Source organism: Sphingopyxis sp. Root154 (assembly GCF_001427105.1).
In the GTDB taxonomy this organism is placed as follows: Bacteria; Pseudomonadota; Alphaproteobacteria; order Sphingomonadales; family Sphingomonadaceae; genus Sphingopyxis.
The window spans coordinates 1,459,823-1,477,789 of sequence record NZ_LMGI01000002.1 but is presented as its reverse complement, the minus strand read 5'-3'; the positions used below and the strand labels follow the sequence as shown (position 1 = coordinate 1,477,789).

The following is a 17,967-nucleotide window of genomic DNA, read 5'->3' as shown; positions in this document are numbered from 1 at the left end:
ATTGCTTTAGCGATTCGAAAGCGCTTAAGCGGCCTTTTCGGCCAGCTTCTTCGCGACTTCCTTCTTCACCTTGCGGGCCGAAGCCGACAGCTGGTCGTCGCCGGCCTTCAGCAGCCAGTTGTCGAGACCGCCATTATGCTCGACCGTACGCAGGCCGTGGGTCGACACGCGCATCTTGACGCCCTTGCCGAGCGCGTCCGACAGCAACGTCACATTCTGCAGGTTCGGCAGGAAGGTGCGCTTGGTCTTGTTGTTGGCGTGGCTGACATTGTGGCCAACCTGGCGGCCCTTGCCGGTCAGTTCGCAGATGCGCGACATGGTCTTCGTCCTCGTCAAAAAAATTTCGGATCGGCGTCCGGGCACTTCCCGCAAAACGGGGAGTACAGGACCGGAGTGAGCCGGGAAAGGCGCGCGCTTATCGGCTTGCCGGAGATTCGTCAAGCGAATAGGGCGCTTTCATGGCTCAGTTTCCGCTTCCCGAACCGATGCGCCGCGCGCTCGATCTGGCCCGCATCGCCGCGGAATGGGGCGAAGTGCCCGTCGGCGCGGTGATCGTCAAGGACGGCGCGATCATCGCCGAGGGCCATAACCGCCCGCGCGAATCGCACGACCCGACCGCGCATGCCGAAATCGTCGCGATTCGCGCCGCGGCGGCCAAGCTCGGCAACGAGCGGCTCGACGGCTGCGACCTTTATGTGACGCTCGAACCCTGCGCGATGTGCGCCGGCGCGATTGCCCACGCGCGAATCGCGCGCCTCTATTATGGCGCCGACGATCCGAAGGGGGGCGCCGTCGTCCACGGTCCGCGCACCTTCGCGCAGCCGACGATCCACCACCGCCCGGAGATTTACGACGGCATCGGTGACGCGGAGGCGTCCGCGCTCCTTCGCGATTTCTTCGCGTCGCGCCGCTAACTAGCCCAGCATCTCCTCGACCCACTCGGGCACCAGTATCGTCGCCGGGCCCTGCCGCGCCTCGTCGAACCAGTAGCTGCCCTGACTCGGCTCCATATTGAGCTCGAGCGTCCGCGCGCCTGACGCGCGCGCCTCGCGAACAAAGCCTGCGGCGGGATAGACCGCGCCCGACGTGCCGATCGACACGAACAGGTCGGCGCGGTTCAGCGCGTGGTAGATCTCGTCCATCCGGTACGGCATCTCGCCGAACCAGACGATGTCGGGGCGTAAGGTGCCAACGATGCCGCACGCGCTGCACGCCGGCCGGTCGAGCAACGGCCCCGTCCACGGCACCCGCGTGTCGCACCCGGTGCACCAGGCATTGAGATGCTCGCCGTGCATATGGATCAACCGCTTCGCGCCCGCGCGCTCGTGCAGGTCGTCGACATTCTGCGTGACGATGAGCAGTTCGCCCGGCCAGGCGGCGTCGAGCCGCGCGAGCGCCTCATGCGCCGCGTTCGGCGCCTTGGTCTGGATCGCCTCGCGCCGCATGTCGTAGAAGCGCAGGACAAGGTCGGGATCGCGGGCAAAGGCTTCGGGGGTCGCGACATCCTCGACGCGGTGCTGTTCCCAGAGGCCACCGCTGTCGCGGAAGGTGTCGATGCCGCTTTCGGCCGAAACCCCGGCGCCGGTGAGGATTACGATATTCTGGATGTTACTCATGACTCCTCTCTATCCGTTCGCATCGAGCGAAGTCGAGATGCCCATCGAAATGGCGCAATGCCGATGGGTGTCTCGACTTCGCTCGATGCGAGGGGCTAAGGGGAGGCGCAAGCAAGGGGACGGCATATGACCAGCATCGGCATTATCGGCAGCGAAGGTCGGATGGGCGTCGCGCTCGCCGCCGCGATCTCCGAAGCGGGGCAGCGCAGTTGCGGGGTCGACCGGGGCGGCAATGTTCTGAGGCTTGCCAGCGACGCCGACGTTCTTGTCGACTTCTCCTCGCCCGCCGCGCTCGAGGCGACGCTCGACGCCTGTGTTGCCGCGAAAACCCCGATCGTCATCGGGACGACGGGGCTCGAGGAGCGCCATCATTATCTGATTGACGATGCGGCAAAGGATATCGCGGTGCTCCAGACCGGCAACACCTCGCTCGGCGTCACCCTGCTCGCGCATCTGGTGCGCGAGGCCGCGACGCGGCTCGGCGCCGACTGGGACATCGAGGTCGTCGAGATGCACCACCGAATGAAGGTCGATGCGCCGAGCGGCACCGCGCTGCTGCTGGGGCAGGCGGCGGCGCAAGGGCGCGGGATCAACCTCGATACTTGCTCCGAACGCGGCCGCGACGGCCTCACCGGCGCGCGCGGGCATGGCAAGATCGGCTTTGCGAGCCTGCGTGGCGGGACGGTTGCGGGCGACCATGATGTGATCTTCGCGGGCCCCGAGGAGATGATCACCCTCTCACACCGCGCCGAAAACCGCATGATCTTCGCGCGCGGCGCGGTGCGAGCGGCGCTGTGGCTGCTCCAGCAGAAGCCCGACCGCTACACGATGCCGCAGGTGCTCGGGCTTAGCTGATCCGATGAAGAAGACCGATATCTTCGAATTCTACCGCCGCCTCGCGGAGCTCAATCCGAGCCCCGAGACCGAACTGCAATTCGGCAACACCTACCAGCTGCTCGTCGCGGTTGTGCTGTCGGCGCAGGCGACCGACGTCGGGGTGAACAAGGCGACGCGAAAGCTGTTTCAGGAGGTGACGACCCCGCAACAAATGATCGACCTCGGCGAAGGGGGGCTGAAGCAGCACATCAAGACGATCGGGCTGTTCAACGGCAAGGCGAAGAATGTCATTGCATTGAGCGAAATTCTCGTCCGCGATTTCGGCGGCGAGGTGCCCGCCGACCGCGACGCGCTCGTCGAACTGCCCGGGGTTGGGCGCAAGACCGCCAATGTCGTGATGAACTGCGCTTTCGGGGCGGAGACCTTCGCGGTCGACACGCATATCTTCCGCGTCGGCAACCGCACCGGGCTTGCACCCGGCAAGACGGTGCTCGCGGTCGAGAAGCAGCTCGAAAAGAACACGCCCGCACCGTTCCGCGTTGGCGCGCACCACTGGCTGATCCTCCACGGCCGCTACATCTGCAAGGCGCGCACGCCCGAATGCTGGCATTGCCCGGTGGTCGACCTTTGCCGTTACAAGCCGAAGACGCCCGCGCCGAAGGGGCGGGCGGCGATCTGACGCCGCCCGCCGTCGCGTCGGTTTACGCGCCGAACGCGCCGTCGATCGTGTGCATCGCGCCGGTGACGAAGCCCGCCTCGGGGCCCGCCAGCCAGGCCACCATGCCCGCGACCTCTTCGGGCCGGCCATGGCGCTTGATCGCCATGAAGCTGTGCATCAGATCGCGCATCGGGCCGTCCTCGGGGTTGGCATCGGTGTCGATCGGACCGGGCTGCACGATGTTGATCGTGATCCCGCGCGGCCCGAAATCGCGCGCCAGCCCGCGCGCCATGCCCTGCAGCGCCGATTTGCTCAGCGCATAGGAGGCCATGCCGGGGACGGGCATGCGGTCGCCGTTCACCGACCCGATCACGATGATGCGGCCGCCTTCGGGCATCTGCCGCGCCGCCTCGACCGACGCATGATAGGGGGCGTTGACGTTGACACGGATCAGCCGGTCGACGTCGTCGGGATCGAGGTCGAGCGCGTCGCCGAACAGCGCGAAGCCGGCGTTGACGACGAGGATGTCGAGCGGACCGCTCTCGCGCACGCGGGCGATCACCGCGTCGCGGTCGCCGCTGTCAGTCGGCACCACCGTCGTGCCGGTCTCGGTCGCCAGCTGCTCGGCCGCCTCGCGCGAGCCGTTGTAAGTGAAGACAACCTTCGCGCCGTCGTCGGCGAAGCGGCGGACGATCGCCGACCCGATCCCGCGGCTGCCACCGAGGACGAGAACGGATTTTCCTTGGAATTCGGTCATTGGGAGACTCCTTGCTTATTAATGTAGTGAGCACTACATAAAATCGCGAAAGCATCTTCAAGGTATTTTGTAACAGTGACTACAAATAAATCCCGATCGCGCGGCCGACCGCGGCGCTTCGACCCCGATGCGGCGGTCGTAACCGCGCAGCAGCTCTTCCACGCGCGTGGCTATGACGCGGTCAGCGTCGCCGATGTCACCGATGCGCTCGGCATCAATCCGCCCAGCTTCTATGCAGCCTTCGGCAGCAAGGCCGGACTCTATCAACGCGTGCTCGATCATTGGACTGGCACTGCGGCCATCCCGCTCGGCGATATCCTGCGTCCTGACGTCCCCGTCGCGGTCGCCCTTGCGGCGATGCTGGAGGAGGCCGCACGCCGTTATGCATCGGGTCCGGCAGCGGGCGGCTGCCTCGTTCTCGAAGGCACGCGTTGCAGCGACGAAGACGCGCGTGAAGCCGCACGCGCGCTCAATCTTGGCGCGGAAAGCTTCATTCGCGACTATATCGCGGCCCGCCATCCGGACGCAGCCAATGAAGTCACCGATTTCGTCGCCACGACAATGTCGGGGCTTTCTGCCAAGGCGCGGAGCGGGCACGACCTGCCCCGCCTCCTCGCCACCGCCCGGCTCGCGGGCAGCGCTCTCGAGAAAACTCTGTCGGCCTGATCGCCGCTTGTCCGATGCCCTCTTGCGAAGCCGGCCGGACGCTGCATAGTCCGTCGCCATGCGTAACCTCGCCGCCCCGCTCGCCCTCGCCGCCGCCCTGCTCGCCGCCGCGCCCGTCCACGCCAAGCCCGCCGATACCGATGCGGCGAAAAAAATACTGAAGGACAGCGTCGCGATCCCGACCGTCGAGGGGCGCGGACAGGTGCCCAAGCTCGCCGCCTATTACGCCAGCGTGCTCAAAGCCGCGGGTTATGCCGACAGCGATATCGAGATCACGCCGATCGGCGAAACCGCGACCTTTGCCGCGACGCTCGCCGGAACGGGGAAGGGCAAGCCGATCGTGCTGCTCGGCCATATGGACGTCGTCGAGGCCGATCCGAAGGACTGGACGCGCGACCCCTTCGTGCCGGTCGAGGAAGATGGCTATATTTTCGGCCGCGGGTCGGAAGACAACAAGTTCGACGTCTCGATGATGGTCGCGACGATGGCGCAATTGAAGAAGGAAGGCTTCAAGCCGAAGCGCTCGATCATCCTGCTGCTCTCGGGCGACGAGGAAACCTCGATGACGACCACGCGCGCGCTCGCCGCCAAATACAAGGGCGCCGAATTTGCGCTCAACGGCGATGGCGGCGGCGGGACGATCGGCGAGGACGGCAAGCCCAAATATTACGGGCTGCAGGCCGGCGAAAAGACCTATGCCGACTTCACGCTCGAAGTGACCAATCCGGGCGGGCACAGCTCGCGCCCGTCGGGCACGAACGCGATCGTCCAGCTGTCGAACGCGCTCGCCAAGGTCGGCGCCTATCGCTTCACGCCGCAGCAGAATGAGCTGACCAGGATCGGCATGCCGATCGTCGCCGACCAGGTCGGCGGCGATATCGGCGCGGCGCTGAAAGCCTTTGCCGCGAACCCGGCCGATGCGAAAGCTATTGCCGCGATCCGCGCCGACCCCGAATATGTCGGTCAGATCGGCACCACCTGCGTCCCGACCCTGGTCAAGGGCGGTCATGCCGAGAATGCGCTGCCGCAGCGCGCCACCGCGAACATCAACTGCCGCATCTTCCCCGGCGTCCCGGTCGAAACGGTGCGCGCCGAGCTCGAAAAGGCGATTGCCGACCCCGCGGTCAAAGTGAACACCGATCCCGACGCGAGCGCGAGCGACGCCTCGCCGCTACGCCCCGACGTCGTCGCTGCGGTGACGAAGGCGGTGCATGCGCGCGCGCCCGGCCTGCCGATCATCCCGTCGATGAGCGCGGGAGCCACCGACAGCTATCATTTCCGCATCGCCGGCGTGCCAAGCTATGGCGTCGCGGGCCTGTTCTCGAAAGCGAGCGACAGCTACGCGCACGGCCTCAATGAGCGCGTGCCCGTCGATGCGATCGCGCCGGCGCTCGCGCATTGGGACAGCTTGCTGCGCGACTTGTCGAAATAAGGGTCAGACGAGCGCGGAGACCGCGCGCTCGACCATATGGACCGCCGCCTCGGCGCCGAAGCTTTCGGCGTCGAGCGACAGTTCGAGCCACAGCCCGTCGACCATCGCGGTCAGCATGATCGCCAGCCGCTCGGCGTCCGTTGCGCCGCATGCGACCAGCAATTCGCCGAGCCGGGCGCGATAGCCCGCGTAACTCTCTGCGTGAATTTCGGCCATCCGCACATCGCTCCGCGCGAGCGCCCAGAAGGCGGTCCATGCGCCGAGCAGTTCGGGATCGGTCACCGGCGGGCGGAAGCTGGCGGTGAGATAGGCGCTCAGCCGCGCGCGCGGATCGCTGTCCGCCCCCTCGACCGCACCCACGAAAATCGCGTCCATCCGGTCGCTCGTCGCTTTGTAGGTAGCCGCGACCAGATCGTCGATGCCGCCGAAATAGTGGCGCAGCAGACCCGGCGACACACCCGCCTTCGCACAGATCGCGCGGACGTTCGTTCCTGCCAGCCCATGTTCGGCCAGTATCGCCGCGGTCGCCACGATCAGGTCCGCCCGGCGGGCATCGGCGCTTTCGCGCGTAAAGGCTTGGCGAACGGCGGTCATCTTGTTATACGTATGTACAACAAGGAACGAGACATGGCAACTGCACCCCTTCGCGATTCGAATTTCGACCCGCTCGACGGCTGGTCGCTGCCCGCCTGGACCTATAGCGATCCTGATTTCCATGCCGCTGAAATGGAACGGATCTTCCGCCCGAGTTGGCAGGTCGTCTGCCACGACAGCGATATCCCGAACGTCGGCGACTGGCACAGCATCGACTATTGCGGCGAGAGCGTGATTCTGGTGCGCGGCACCGATCGTAATGTGCGCGCTTTCACCAACGTATGCCGCCACCGCGGTTCGCGCCTCGTCGACGGCGCGGTGGGCTGCGCGAAGAAGCTCATTTGCCCCTATCATGCCTGGACCTATGAACTCGACGGCCGGCTGACCGGCGTTCCGGATAGCGCGAGTTATCCGACGCTCGACAAGGGCAAGGCGGGGCTCGTTCCCGTCGGCCTCGAACAATGGTGCGGTTTCTGGTTCGTGCGGCTCGAAGATGACGGCGGCCCGTCGGTCGCGTCGATGATGGCGCCCTATGAGGCACAGGTCGCCCCCTATCGCTTCGAGGAACTCGGCGCGCTCGGCCGCGTCACGCTCCGCCCGCGGGAGGTGAACTGGAAGAATGTCGGCGACAATTATTCGGACGGCCTCCACATCCCCGTCGCGCACCCCGGCCTGACGCGCCTGTTCGGTAAAAGCTATGGCGTCGAGGCTGAGGACAATGTCGACCGCATGTGGGGCGATTTGATCGACCGGCCGTCGGTGAACTGGTCCGAGCGCATGTATCAGCGGCTGCTGCCCGCGGTGCCGCATCTGCCCGAAGCCAACCAGCGCCACTGGCTCTATTTCAAGCTCTGGCCGAACGTCGCGTTCGACATCTATCCCGACCAGGTCGATTTCATGCAGTGGCTGCCGACCGGGCCGACGACCTGCCTGATCCGCGAAATCTCCTATGTGCTCCCCGATGAGCGCCGCGAGATGAAGGCTGCGCGCTATCTCAATTGGCGGATCAACCGACAGGTCAATGCCGAGGACACTGAGTTGATCACCCGCGTCCAGCAGGGAATGGCGTCGAAAAGCTTCACCATGGGGCCGCTCAGCGACAAGGAAGTCTGCCTCAAGCATTTCTGTTCGCGGATGCGCGATCTGATCCCCGAAGCGCGGCAGGAACATGCGCCGCCGCCGGGGTGGAGCCGCTAAAAACAACAGGCGGGAGGAGGGAGTATGAGCGATCCAGTCATCATCGTCGGCGGCGGCCCCGCGGGCATGGTCACGGGGCTGTTGCTCGCGCGCGCCGGCGTGCCCGTCACCGTGCTCGAAAAGCACGCCGATTTCCTCCGCGATTTCCGCGGCGACACGGTGCATCCCTCGACGCTCGAACTGTTCAACGAGATCGGGTTGCTCGAAGAGCTGCTGAAAGAACCGCACGCGGCGATCGACACGATGACGCTCAACCTGCTCGGCGGGCAATATACGATCGCGACGATGAAGCATCTGCCCGTCGCGGCGCGCTTTGTCGCGATGATGCCGCAATGGGACTTGCTCGATTTTATCGCGGGGCAGGGCCGGAAATATCCGACCTTTGACCTCCGCATGTCGACTGAGGCGACCGGGCTCACCTATGACACCGCGAACCGGGTTAGCGGCGTGACTCTCGCAAGCGATGAGACTTTGCCCGCGCGGCTCGTGATCGCCGCCGACGGGCGCCGCTCGGTGCTGCGCGACGCCGCCGAATTGCCGCTTGAGGATCTGGGCGCGCCTATGGACGTGCTGTGGTTCCGCATCCCCGTTCCCGCGAGCGTCAACATGTCCGAGGTCGCGCTCGGCACGATCGACAAGGGCGGCATGGTCGTTGCGATCCCGCGCGGCGATTATTGGCAATGCGCGCAGATCATCGAAAAAGGCGGTTTCGCACCGGTCGAGGCGCGCGGCATTGCGGCGTTTCGCGACAAGATCGTCGAAATCGCGCCCGGTCTTGCCGCCGGGATCGACGCGCTCCAGAGCTTCGACGACGTGAAACTGCTCACGGTTGCGCTTGATCGTCTCACACGCTGGTCGCGCCCCGGTCTGCTCGCGATCGGCGACGCCGCGCATGCGATGTCGCCCGTCGGCGGGGTCGGGATCAACCTCGCGGTGCAGGATGCGGTGGCGACGGCAAATATCCTCGCCGCGCCCCTTGCCGCTGACGCCGATCCCGATCCGCTGCTTGCGAAGGTGCAGGAACGGCGCTGGAAGCCTACAACGCGGATGCAGGGGCTTCAGCGCTTCGCGCATCAGAATATCATCGAACCGATGCTGCGCGGCGAAATCACGCGCGTCCCGCTCGCGGTCCACCTGCTCGACCGCATCCCGCTGCTTCGCCGCATCCCCGGCCGGGTTCTCGGCCTCGGCTTCGGCCGCCAGCATGTCCAATCCCCGCTTGCGAAAGACTTTTCATGACCAAAGCCTATGACGCGCTGATTATCGGCGCCGGCCACAACGGCCTCGTCTGCGCCTTCTATCTCGCCAAGGCGGGGCTGAAGGTGCGCATCGTCGAGGCGCGCGATGTCGTCGGGGGCGCCGCGGTGACCGAGGAATTCGCGCCGGGTTTCCGCAATTCGGTCGCGAGCTACACGGTCAGCCTGCTGCAGCCCAGGGTGATCGCCGACATGAAGCTCGCCGATCATGGCTATCGCGTGATCGAGCGGCCGATCAGCAACTTCCTGCCGCAGGAAGATGGCGGTTATTTGAAGCTCGGTGGCGGGCTTGAACGCACGCAAAAGGAATTTGCGCGCTTTTCGGCGCACGACGCCGCGCGGCTTCCCGAATATTATGACATGCTCGAGGGTGTGGCCGACGTGCTGCGCGATCTCGCGCTCAAATCGCCGCCCAACGTCGGCGACGGCTTCAAGACGCTGCTCGATGCGGCGCGGCAGGGGCGCGGCCTCACCAAACTCAGCCTGTCGCAGCAGCGCGACGTGCTCGAACTCTTCACCAAGTCGGCGCGCACCTTCCTCGACAGCTGGTTCGAAAGCGAAGCGGTCAAGGCCGCCTTCGGCTTCGACGCGGTGGTCGGAAATTATGCGAGCCCCGATACGCCGGGCAGCGCCTATGTTCTCCTCCACCATGTCTTCGGCGAGGTGAATGGCAAAAAGGGTGCGTGGGGCCACAGCGTCGGCGGCATGGGCGCGATCACGCAGATGATGGCGAAGGTTTGCACGCAGTTGGGTGTCGAGATCAGCCTCGAAGCGCCCGTCTCGCGTGTGCTCGTCGACGGCGGCAAGGCGGTCGGGGTCAAGCTGGTCAGCGGCGAGGAAATCGCCGCGGCGCGCGTGATCGCCAATGTCGGTCCCAAGCTGCTTTACGAACGGATGTTCGACGAAGGCGATATCGCCCCCGAATTCCGCCGCCGGATCAAGGCGTTCAAGGCGGGCAGCGGCACCTTCCGCATGAATGTCGCGCTCAGCGAGCTGCCGAAATTCACCTGCCTCCCCGAACCCGGCGAGCATCACCAGTCGGGGATCATCCTCGCCCCGACGCTCGACTATATGGACAAGGCGTTTCTCGACGCGAAGGAGCATGGCTGGTCGAAAAAGCCGATCGTCGAAATGCTCATCCCCTCGACCGTCGACGACAGCCTCGCCCCTCCGGGCCAGCATGTCGCGAGCCTGTTCTGCCAGCAATTCGCGCCCGAGCTGCCGGGCGGACGCGACTGGGACGCCGAGGAGGGCAAGGCGGCCGATACGATCATCGACACGGTCGAGGCGCATGCCCCCGGCTTCCGCGCCTCGATCGTCGGGCGCCAGATTCTCAGCCCCAAGGGGCTCGAACGCAAGTTCGGGCTCGTCGGCGGCGACATCATGCACGGTAATATGAGCCTCGATCAGCTGTGGTCAGCGCGCCCGGTGCTCGGCAATGGCGCCTATCGCGGGCCGCTCAGGGGCCTTTATATGTGCGGCGCGGGCACACACCCGGGCGGCGGCGTCACCGGCGCGCCGGGGCATAATGCGGCGCAGGTGATCCTACGCGACCGGGGCTGGTTCGCCCCGCGCTGGCGCTGAACGCCACATGAGAAAGTAGATCGGCAAGCCTGCGGCGGTCATCACGAGGCTCCACAGGCTCGCCTCCAGCCCGGCGCCGTAAAAGGCCCAGGCGCTGTAAAAGAAGCCGATGATCGTCGCGGCGGCAAAACCCGTCGACATCTTGATCGCGCCGCGTCGTTCGAGCCAGAAGGCGGCGGCGGCGCCGACGATATAGAGGATGATCGCGGTCGAGGTCGTGACCTTGACCATGAAAGCGAAGAGATCGGCGAGGCCGCGCGAATAATTGGCGTAGACGATGACGCTCGCGAGCCCGCTCGACACGAGCTGGGTGATCCATGGCGATGCGAATTTATTGTCGCGCGCGAACGCCTGCGGGAGCAGGCGCCGGTGCGCGAGGTCGCGCGGAATGTCGCCCTGCAGCAGCACGAAGCCGTTGAGCGCGCCGAGCGCCGCGATCGCCGCGAACAGCGCGACGACATCGCCCGCCGCCGGACTGACGAGCCGCGAGAAAAAGGTCGCGTAGGCGGCGTTCGACTGGTGCAGCGTTTCGATTGGCACCAGCAGCGTCACCGTTGTGCACGACAGAAGATAGAGGAGCCCGACCGCCGCTGCCGCGATCACCGTCGCGCGCGGGATCGTGCGCTCGGGGTCCTTGACGCGGTCGCTGACGACGCAGGCGCTTTCGAAGCCAAGCAGCGCGAACAATGTGAGGGTCGCTGCCGAACTGACGCCCGACAGGCTGACAGGTTCGGTGCCCGCCATCGTCGGCGGCGGCGCCGCGCCGGTGCCGAGCGCCCATATCCCGACGAGCACCGCGCCGATCACGGGGATCAGCTTGAGCCCGAGCGTCAGCAATTGCGCGCCGCCGGCTCGGCGCACGCCGGCAAGGTTCACCAGCGTGAAGAACCAGATGCAACCGATCGCGATCCACGCCGGGGCCGCGTCTTTTTCGCCGAGCCAGGGCATGAGGATCGACATGTTGCTGATGGCCGCAACCGCCAGCGTCGCGACGACGGTCCAGCAGCTGATCCAATAACTCCACGCGACGATAAAGCCCGTGCCGGGCCCGAAGGCCGCGGCGCCATAGGTGAAGGCCGCGCAGCCTTCAGGCAGGCGTTTGGCGAGGCGCGCAAAGACGATTGCGAGGCACAAAGTGCCGGCGATCGACACCCCCCAGCCGATGACAGCATTCCAGCCCAATGGAGCGAGATCGCGCGGGAGCAGGAACACGCCCGACCCGATCATATTGCCCATGCCGAGCGCGATGCACATCAAAAGGCCGAGCTTTTGGCCCGGCCTTTCGCTGTCGGTTTGCAAATCGGTCACCCGATCAGAAATCCTTGCTCACCTTGATCCCGATAAGGCGGGGGCGGATGACATTGTCATAGAAGACTCCGCCGCCCGGCGTAACGCCATCGCCGTCGCCGCAGACCGTTTCGCCGCACTGGACCGCGCTGTTGATTACGCCGCGGCTGTCGAACAGGTTCGTCGCGAACAATTCGGCATCCCAGCCTTCGCCCTTCACGCCGATGCTGAAATCGGCGGTCGTATAGGCTTTGAAATCGCCGACGATGTCATTTTCCAGCGTGCGAAGGTCGGAGCGCCTTTTACCGATATGGTTGACCGCGAACTGGACGTGGCCATCGAGGCCGCTGATCGGGAATTCATAGCGCGCGACGGCGTTGCCCTTGAATTTCGCGGTGACCGGCAGGCGCGAGCCCGACGGAGCGAGCAGGCTGTTGTCGGGTGTCGTGCAGTCGAAATCGGCGTTGGCGATTGCACAGAAATCGCGGCGGATCGTCGCGTCGTTATAGCTGCCGCCCATGCCGAGCGAGAAACCCCCCGAACGATAGCTGACGTCGGCCTCGATCCCGCGGATCCGCGCGATGCCCGCGTTGCGGACTTCGCTGAGCCCGTTGGCACCGAGGAAGGAGAGCTGGATATTCTTCCAGTCCTGCTGATACACCGCGCCGTTGAAACGAACCGGACCAAAGCTGGTCTTCCACCCCAGTTCATAATTGTCGAGCGTATCCGAACCATAGGGCGGCAGCGAGCCGCGCCGGTTGATCCCGCCGGGACGAAAGCCGCGCGACCAGGTCGCATACATCATCACATCGTCGGTGAACTTGTAAGTCAGGTTCAGCTTGTGGATGAAGTCGGTCTTCTTCGTCCGTTTGTCGAGGTTGGTGCACGGCGATCCGTCGACAACCGCCGGCCCCTGGCACGCATAGACCGGATTGCTGCTGTAACCGGGGTTGCTGTAGCCGAAGAAGCCGACGAGGCTGTTGTCGAACTTGTACAGGCGGCCGCCGCCGGTCAGCGTCAGTTTGTCGGTGATATCGAAGCTCAGTTCGCCGAAGGCGGCATAGTCGCGGTCGACGCGCAGCTGCTTGGTCAGCCAGATATTGTCGACGGTGCCCGGCACCTGCAGGTCGTCGGACAGATTGTCGATAATATAATGCTGCTCGATATTGTGCGCCTGGCGCTGATAGAACAGCCCGCCGATGAAGCGGATGCGCGCGTCGGCAGGCGAGGCGACGCGGATTTCGCCGAAGTTACGGCGATAGCGATCGATGCCCTGGATATACTGGTTCGGGCTGATCTGGTCGCCGGCATTGTCATACAGATAGACCGCCGAGCCAAAAAGCGCGTCGTAGAAATAGGCGTAATCCGAATAGTCGCTGTCGGTCAGCGTCTTGCGGCGCAAATGCCCGCCGGTGACGGTGAGGTCCCAATTGCCGATCTTGCCCTCGATCGTCAGCGCGGCCTGGATCCATTTGTCGTCGCTGCGTTCGGGATTATATTGCACCGTCTGAAGGCTGCGCGTCACCGCGGACGAGCGTTCCTGCGCAAAGCTGCCGTTCGCTTTCTGGATCTGGCCCATCAGCGTCGGGCGGAGCGTCCAGTCGTCGTCGAGTTCGATGCCGAGCGCGAGGCGCGCGCCATAGGTGTCGACGGTGTTATAATCCTTTTCGACCAGATCGGCGTTGTTCTGGCTGATGTCGTCGCCGGGCAGGTTGATGACCGTATCATTTTCGCCGTCGCCGTCGGTATCGGTGTTCTGACTGATCGGATAGACGCGCGTCCCCGCGATATTATCGATATAGCCCGCGTCGTGCCGATACCAGCCGACGAGGCGCAGCGCCGCGCGATCGCTGATCCGGGCGTTGATGAAGCCCTCGGCAACGCCGCCGATGCCGCCGCGCGTCACGCTGTTGAGTTCGAGCCCCACCGAGCCATAGGTGCTGCTGGTGTCGGGCTTGTTGGTGACGAGCTTGATCGTGCCCGCCATCGAGCTCGCGCCATAGAGCGTGCCCTGCGGCCCCGCGAGCGCCTCGACGCGTGCAAAGTCATAGGTGTGGATGTCGAGCGCGCCCTGGATGGTCGTGATCGGCATTTCGTCCAAGTAAGTGCCGACGGTCGGCAGCGAGGTCGAATGGTTGGCATTCTCGCCCGACGCGACGCCGCGGAAATAGACCTGGCTGAACCCCGGCGCGAGCGTCTGGATCGTCACCGACGGCAGGAATTTAACGACGTCCTGGAATTCCTTGACCTGCAGCTCGTCGAGCCGCTCGGTGCCGATCGCGGTGATCGCCAGCGGCACATCCTGCAGATTTTCTTCGCGCTTCGATGCGGTGACGACGATGTCGCGATCGTCGTCGGTGTTGGTTTGCTGGGCCAGCGCGGTTCCCGATGTGCACAAGATCGTGCTGCCGAGCAGGAACGCGCCGCTTTTGGTCAATACTGCCGATAGTTTCCGCATGGAATCCCCCTCACATGACAGCCATGTGACGGAGCATGACGCAGTGCCGCGCAAGCGCAAGCATTGTTGGCGGGGCGGTGCGGTCATTGGTCGAAAATGTCGTTCGCTGTTGCTCAAAGGCAACGTTTTGTCGTGCGGCTATCAGCTGAAATCGGCGGGAATGGCCGGATATGCGCCGAGGACGGGGCCGAGTGCCTGCTTCAGCGGATCGAGCCATTTTTCATAGGGTAGCCATTGCCCGACGCCGTCGCGATTGATTGGTCTCCGCACCTGTTCGCTCGACGCCGTGCGCACCGCGCGCGCGTTGATGTGGAATGTCATGCAGGCCTCCTCGAAGGACTGGTCCAGAAAGGCGAGCATCGCGCGCACCTCGGCCTCGGGGTCGTCGAGCAGCGCCTCGTGGATCACGCGGTGGACGCGGCCCGGCTGCACCGCGTCGATATGCGCCATCAGGCGGGCATAGTCGCGATAATAGTCGCCGACGTCGGCGAGGCCGTAACTGAATGCCTGACCCTTCGCATAATGCTGGCGGAAGTTCGAAAAGCAGCAGTCGAGCGGATGCCGCCGCGCGTCGATGATCTTCGCATTGGGCAGGATCAGGCGGATGAAGGCGGTGTAGAGCCAGTTGTTCGGCAGCTTGTCGATATAGAAGGGCTTGCCGGTCTTGCGCTGCACCGCGGTGCGCTGAAGGAAGGCCGCGCCCAGTTCGGCGAGCTGTTCGGGGGGCGTATCGGTCAGCGCCTCGATCCAGCGGCGCCCGTCATCATGCCTTTCGCGGCCGAGGCCGAGCGCTAGCGCGGGGATGTCGGGCAGTTCCATCGTGCCTTCGATCGCCGAATGGCTCGCAAGGATCTGCTCGATCAGCGTCGATCCGGCGCGCGGCATGCCGAGGATGAAGATCGGATCGGGCGCGGGATCGCCCGCGCCCGCGCGCGAAGCGAAAAACTCGGGCGTGCAGGCGGCGATGATCGCATCGACCGCGGCGCTCGTTTCGACGGCGCGATAGCCAAGCTGGGCGGAGCGGATCGCGTTGCCCGCGGCATAATGGCGAAATGCGGACTCATGTTCGGCGGCGTCGTCATAGGCTTTGCCGAGCGCGAAATGCAGGTGCAGCCGGTCGTCGGCGCGCGCGTCGCGATCGGGCTCGGCGGCGACCAGCGCCGCTTCCATTGCCGCACGGTCCTCCACGTCGAAGCGGATCGTCTTGAGGTTAGCGAGGCTCCACCAGATTTCACCGAGCCCCGGATCGGCGGCGAGCGCTCGGCGATAGGCGGCGATGCTGTCGTCCTGCCGCCCGACGGTCTTGAGCAGATGCCCATAGCTCATCCACAGCTTGGCATGATCGGGGAAACGGCGCGTGAGCTCTTCGTAAAGCGCGAGCGCCTCGTCATAGCCGCCGATACGGCCGAGCGCGGCGGCGCGCAAATTCGCATGCGCGGGATTGTCGGGATCGTCGCCGAGGACGGCATCGAGCGTTTCGGCGGCGTCTGCAAAACGGTTCTGCTTGTAATAGACCGTCGCGAGATTGGCGCGCGCGGCGCCGAAACCCGGCGCAAGCTCCAGCGCGCGCGACAGCAGCTTTTCGGCGTCGTCATAACGTCCGATGCGTCCCGCGACCTCGGCCAGCATGCGGATCGCCGCGACATCGGTCGCATCTTCACGGAGGCGCTGGCGTAGCGCGGCTTCGGCGTCGGGCAGCCGGTCCTCGGCGAGCGCGAGCGCCGCATCGACCATCGCTTCGTCGTGGATCGTTGCGCCGACGGCCGCGAGCGACGCCGCCTGTGCTTCCGCCTCGCGGTTCAGTGCGCGGAGGGCATGCGCGGCGAGGCGGTGCGCCGCCGCCGAGGTCGGGACGGCTTCGATGATCGCATGCGCCTGCGCCAGCGCGGCGGCGGGTTGGCCGCTCAGCAGGCGGCGGGCGTTGGCGAGCGCTTCATCGTGGGAGACGGTCGCCATGGTTGCCCCCTTCAGCTTTTCGCTGCCCGTGCTTTCGCCACCGCCTGCTTCAACCCGTCATAACCGATCTGCCCCTGGAACAGCTGGTTGCCGACGATCCACGTCGGGGTGGCGTTCAGCTGCAGCTGGGTCGCGATCGCGAGATTGCTGTCGAGTTCGCGCTGGAACAGCGCCTCGTTCGCGGTCGCATCGGCGGTGCCGTCGGTGACGACGCCGACCTTTTCGGCAGCCGCGGCGATCGCCGCCTTGTCGAGCGAGCCCGCCGCGAACATCGCATGGTGGAAGGCGTCATATTTGCCCTGCCGCGCGGCGGCGAGCGCCATCAGCGCCGCATCGCGGCTTTGCGGCGCGATGATGGGCAGTTCGCGGAACACGACTTTCACGCGCTTGTCCTCGCGGATCAGGCGGTCGACGTCGGGTACGCTCGCGCGGCAGAAACCGCACGCATAGTCGGTGAACACCACCAGCGTCACATCGCCGTCGGCATTGCCCGCCCATGCCCCCGCATAGGGTTTTTCGAGCGCGGGGCGGATCGCGTCGATCGCCTTGGCGATCTCGCCATTACGCTGCGCTTCGAGCGCCTCGGGAATGATCTGCGGGTTCGCCTTGATATAATCGGCGACGATCGTCTCGACCTCGGCCTTGCTCATCCCGCCGCCGAAGCGGCCGCCGAGCCAGAAGACGAGCGCGAGCAGCAAAATGCCGCCAAGCGCGAGGCCCCATGTGCGCGTCGCAACGCCGTCCATTCCCGTCCCCTTCACCTGCGGCAAGCGCTGCGCCGGCATCGCCTTGGCATTCGTGGTTTTTTTCACCGGCTGCGCAATCGGCGAGCGATCGTCGCCTTCCATCGCGCTCGCCGAATCAGCCGGCGCCGGCTTTGCTACAGCCGGAATCGCAGCGTCACCCGCAAAGAGCGGGAGGTCGGGCGCGGCGGGCGCGTTCGCCTGCGCGGCTGCAGCTTCTTCACGCGCGAGCAATTGTTCGAGCCCCGAGGGCGGCGGCGCCAGTTCCTCGCGTGGTGCGGGGCGCAGCTTGTTCGCGGCATCGCCAAGCTGCTCGCGAAGGCTATCGCCGCCCGCCTTGGCGATGTCGACGACGCCCGCCTTGGTCTTGCCGGCGACTTCGCCGAGCCCGCGCCCGGCCTCGCTCGACAGCTTCCGGGCCTTGTCGCCGAGCGCCATCTTCTCCCACGCCTCGCCGGTCGCCTTCGCTGCGGCGCGTCCGGCCTGCGCCGATCCGCGCCCCGCCGCCCGCGCGGCGCGCGCGGTGAGGGCGCCGGTCTTCGCCGCGAATTCGCGCGAGCGGCGCGGGATTTCCATCGCTTCGACGCGCGCGGGAATGTCGGCGCGGTCGCCGATGCGGATCGTCCAGTCGGCAAAGGCTTCGGCGCCGCCCCGGATGCGATCCCACAGGTTCGCCGCCCCGGCCTTGATCGCCTCGGGCTTCACCAGCGGATCGCGCGGCTTTTCGGGGGCGCTGTATCGTGTCAGGTCGATGCCGACGGGGGGCTCGTCCTTTGGCTTCGCCAATCCTTCACCCTGCGCCGGCGCGCCGCCACTCGGCGTCGGCGCGGGGTCGCGCAGCCACGGCTGGTAATAATCGTCTTTTCTGTCAGTCACTTGTTGCCCTTGCGCATCATCGTTGGCGATGCGGTCCCCGCTTGTCCCGA

16 protein-coding genes are annotated in these 17,967 nt (G+C 65.6%); 8 read left to right on the top strand and 8 right to left on the bottom strand.

Features of this window, described 5'->3' with window-relative positions:
* Positions 1-24: 24 nt before the first annotated feature.
* A complete protein-coding gene (gene rpmB, locus ASD73_RS12790; protein WP_039579060.1) occupies positions 25-318 on the bottom strand; it encodes a 50S ribosomal protein L28 in 294 nt (97 codons plus the stop codon).
* 140 nt (positions 319-458) lie between these two features.
* Here rpmB and tadA point away from each other — a divergent pair, with 140 nt between their 5' ends.
* A complete protein-coding gene (gene tadA / locus ASD73_RS12785) occupies positions 459-914 on the top strand; it encodes a tRNA adenosine(34) deaminase TadA (protein WP_056372805.1) in 456 nt (151 codons plus the stop codon).
* Here tadA and ASD73_RS12780 read toward each other — a convergent pair whose 3' ends face one another.
* A complete protein-coding gene (locus ASD73_RS12780; protein WP_056372804.1) occupies positions 915-1,616 on the bottom strand; it encodes an NAD-dependent deacylase in 702 nt (233 codons plus the stop codon).
* 126 nt (positions 1,617-1,742) lie between these two features.
* Here ASD73_RS12780 and dapB point away from each other — a divergent pair, with 126 nt between their 5' ends.
* Both dapB and nth read left to right on the top strand, forming a co-directional pair.
* On the top strand, positions 1,743-2,471 hold the full coding sequence (dapB, locus tag ASD73_RS12775; protein WP_056372803.1) for a 4-hydroxy-tetrahydrodipicolinate reductase: 729 nt from the start codon (positions 1,743-1,745) through the stop codon (positions 2,469-2,471).
* Positions 2,472-2,475: 4 nt separating this feature from the next.
* Positions 2,476-3,132, top strand: a complete 657-nt coding sequence (nth, locus tag ASD73_RS12770) for an endonuclease III (RefSeq protein WP_056372802.1) — start codon at positions 2,476-2,478, stop codon at positions 3,130-3,132.
* 22 nt (positions 3,133-3,154) lie between these two features.
* On the opposite strand, the gene bdcA is transcribed toward nth, so the two are convergent.
* Positions 3,155-3,868: an SDR family oxidoreductase gene (gene bdcA, locus ASD73_RS12765; RefSeq protein WP_056372801.1), complete on the bottom strand. Its 714-nt coding sequence runs from the start codon at positions 3,866-3,868 to the stop codon at positions 3,155-3,157.
* Between the two features lie 75 nt (positions 3,869-3,943).
* Here bdcA and ASD73_RS12760 point away from each other — a divergent pair, with 75 nt between their 5' ends.
* Together ASD73_RS12760 and ASD73_RS12755 are read left to right on the top strand one after the other, a co-directional pair.
* The gene (locus ASD73_RS12760; protein WP_056372800.1) at positions 3,944-4,534 is read left to right on the top strand and encodes a TetR/AcrR family transcriptional regulator; all 591 of its coding nucleotides are present in this window, start codon (positions 3,944-3,946) and stop codon (positions 4,532-4,534) included.
* Positions 4,535-4,592: 58 nt separating this feature from the next.
* Positions 4,593-5,966 carry a M20/M25/M40 family metallo-hydrolase gene (locus tag ASD73_RS12755; protein WP_056372799.1) on the top strand — a complete coding sequence of 458 codons (1,374 nt, stop codon included), beginning with the start codon at positions 4,593-4,595 and terminating at the stop codon, positions 5,964-5,966.
* Positions 5,967-5,969: 3 nt separating this feature from the next.
* Here ASD73_RS12755 and ASD73_RS12750 read toward each other — a convergent pair whose 3' ends face one another.
* Positions 5,970-6,560 carry a TetR/AcrR family transcriptional regulator gene (locus ASD73_RS12750; RefSeq protein ID WP_056372798.1) on the bottom strand — a complete coding sequence of 197 codons (591 nt, stop codon included), beginning with the start codon at positions 6,558-6,560 and terminating at the stop codon, positions 5,970-5,972.
* A 33-nt stretch (positions 6,561-6,593) separates the two neighbouring features.
* On the opposite strand from ASD73_RS12750, the gene ASD73_RS12745 reads away from it, so the two are divergent.
* The 3 genes from ASD73_RS12745 to ASD73_RS12735 are packed head-to-tail and all read left to right on the top strand — an operon-like array spanning position 6,594 to position 10,597.
* On the top strand, positions 6,594-7,757 hold the full coding sequence (locus tag ASD73_RS12745; RefSeq protein ID WP_056372797.1) for an aromatic ring-hydroxylating oxygenase subunit alpha: 1,164 nt from the start codon (positions 6,594-6,596) through the stop codon (positions 7,755-7,757).
* A gap of 24 nt (positions 7,758-7,781) precedes the next feature.
* Positions 7,782-8,996 carry an FAD-dependent oxidoreductase gene (locus ASD73_RS12740; RefSeq protein WP_056372796.1) on the top strand — a complete coding sequence of 405 codons (1,215 nt, stop codon included), beginning with the start codon at positions 7,782-7,784 and terminating at the stop codon, positions 8,994-8,996.
* A complete protein-coding gene (locus ASD73_RS12735) occupies positions 8,993-10,597 on the top strand; it encodes a phytoene desaturase family protein (protein ID WP_056372795.1) in 1,605 nt (534 codons plus the stop codon). Before ASD73_RS12740 ends, ASD73_RS12735 begins: the two co-directional genes overlap by 4 nt.
* Here the strand turns inward: ASD73_RS12735 and ASD73_RS12730 are convergent.
* The 4 genes from ASD73_RS12730 to ASD73_RS12715 form a co-directional block, all read right to left on the bottom strand.
* Positions 10,559-11,905, bottom strand: coding sequence for an APC family permease (locus ASD73_RS12730; RefSeq protein ID WP_056372794.1), 1,347 nt, complete (start codon positions 11,903-11,905; stop codon positions 10,559-10,561). The two genes, ASD73_RS12735 and ASD73_RS12730, sit on opposite strands and share 39 nt — an antisense overlap.
* A gap of 4 nt (positions 11,906-11,909) precedes the next feature.
* A complete protein-coding gene (locus tag ASD73_RS12725; protein WP_056372793.1) occupies positions 11,910-14,342 on the bottom strand; it encodes a TonB-dependent receptor in 2,433 nt (810 codons plus the stop codon).
* A gap of 141 nt (positions 14,343-14,483) precedes the next feature.
* Positions 14,484-16,298, bottom strand: coding sequence for a tetratricopeptide repeat-containing sulfotransferase family protein (locus ASD73_RS12720; RefSeq protein ID WP_056372792.1), 1,815 nt, complete (start codon positions 16,296-16,298; stop codon positions 14,484-14,486).
* Between the two features lie 11 nt (positions 16,299-16,309).
* Positions 16,310-17,917: a DsbA family protein gene (locus ASD73_RS12715; RefSeq protein WP_056372791.1), complete on the bottom strand. Its 1,608-nt coding sequence runs from the start codon at positions 17,915-17,917 to the stop codon at positions 16,310-16,312.
* Positions 17,918-17,967: the final 50 nt, after the last annotated feature.

Excerpts from the sequence above, each read along its gene's own strand:
- rpmB (WP_039579060.1), bottom strand. The coding sequence starts at position 318 with ATGTCGCGCATCTGCGAACTGACCGGCAAGGGCCGCCAGGTTGGCCAC.
- tadA (WP_056372805.1), top strand. The coding sequence starts at position 459 with ATGGCTCAGTTTCCGCTTCCCGAACCGATGCGCCGCGCGCTCGATCTG.
- ASD73_RS12780 (WP_056372804.1), bottom strand. The coding sequence starts at position 1,616 with ATGAGTAACATCCAGAATATCGTAATCCTCACCGGCGCCGGGGTTTCG.
- dapB (WP_056372803.1), top strand. The coding sequence starts at position 1,743 with ATGACCAGCATCGGCATTATCGGCAGCGAAGGTCGGATGGGCGTCGCG.
- nth (WP_056372802.1), top strand. The coding sequence starts at position 2,476 with ATGAAGAAGACCGATATCTTCGAATTCTACCGCCGCCTCGCGGAGCTC.
- bdcA (WP_056372801.1), bottom strand. The coding sequence starts at position 3,868 with ATGACCGAATTCCAAGGAAAATCCGTTCTCGTCCTCGGTGGCAGCCGC.
- ASD73_RS12755 (WP_056372799.1), top strand. The coding sequence starts at position 4,593 with ATGCGTAACCTCGCCGCCCCGCTCGCCCTCGCCGCCGCCCTGCTCGCC.
- ASD73_RS12750 (WP_056372798.1), bottom strand. The coding sequence starts at position 6,560 with ATGACCGCCGTTCGCCAAGCCTTTACGCGCGAAAGCGCCGATGCCCGC.
- ASD73_RS12745 (WP_056372797.1), top strand. The coding sequence starts at position 6,594 with ATGGCAACTGCACCCCTTCGCGATTCGAATTTCGACCCGCTCGACGGC.
- ASD73_RS12740 (WP_056372796.1), top strand. The coding sequence starts at position 7,782 with ATGAGCGATCCAGTCATCATCGTCGGCGGCGGCCCCGCGGGCATGGTC.
- ASD73_RS12735 (WP_056372795.1), top strand. The coding sequence starts at position 8,993 with ATGACCAAAGCCTATGACGCGCTGATTATCGGCGCCGGCCACAACGGC.
- ASD73_RS12725 (WP_056372793.1), bottom strand. The coding sequence starts at position 14,342 with ATGCGGAAACTATCGGCAGTATTGACCAAAAGCGGCGCGTTCCTGCTC.
- ASD73_RS12720 (WP_056372792.1), bottom strand. The coding sequence starts at position 16,298 with ATGGCGACCGTCTCCCACGATGAAGCGCTCGCCAACGCCCGCCGCCTG.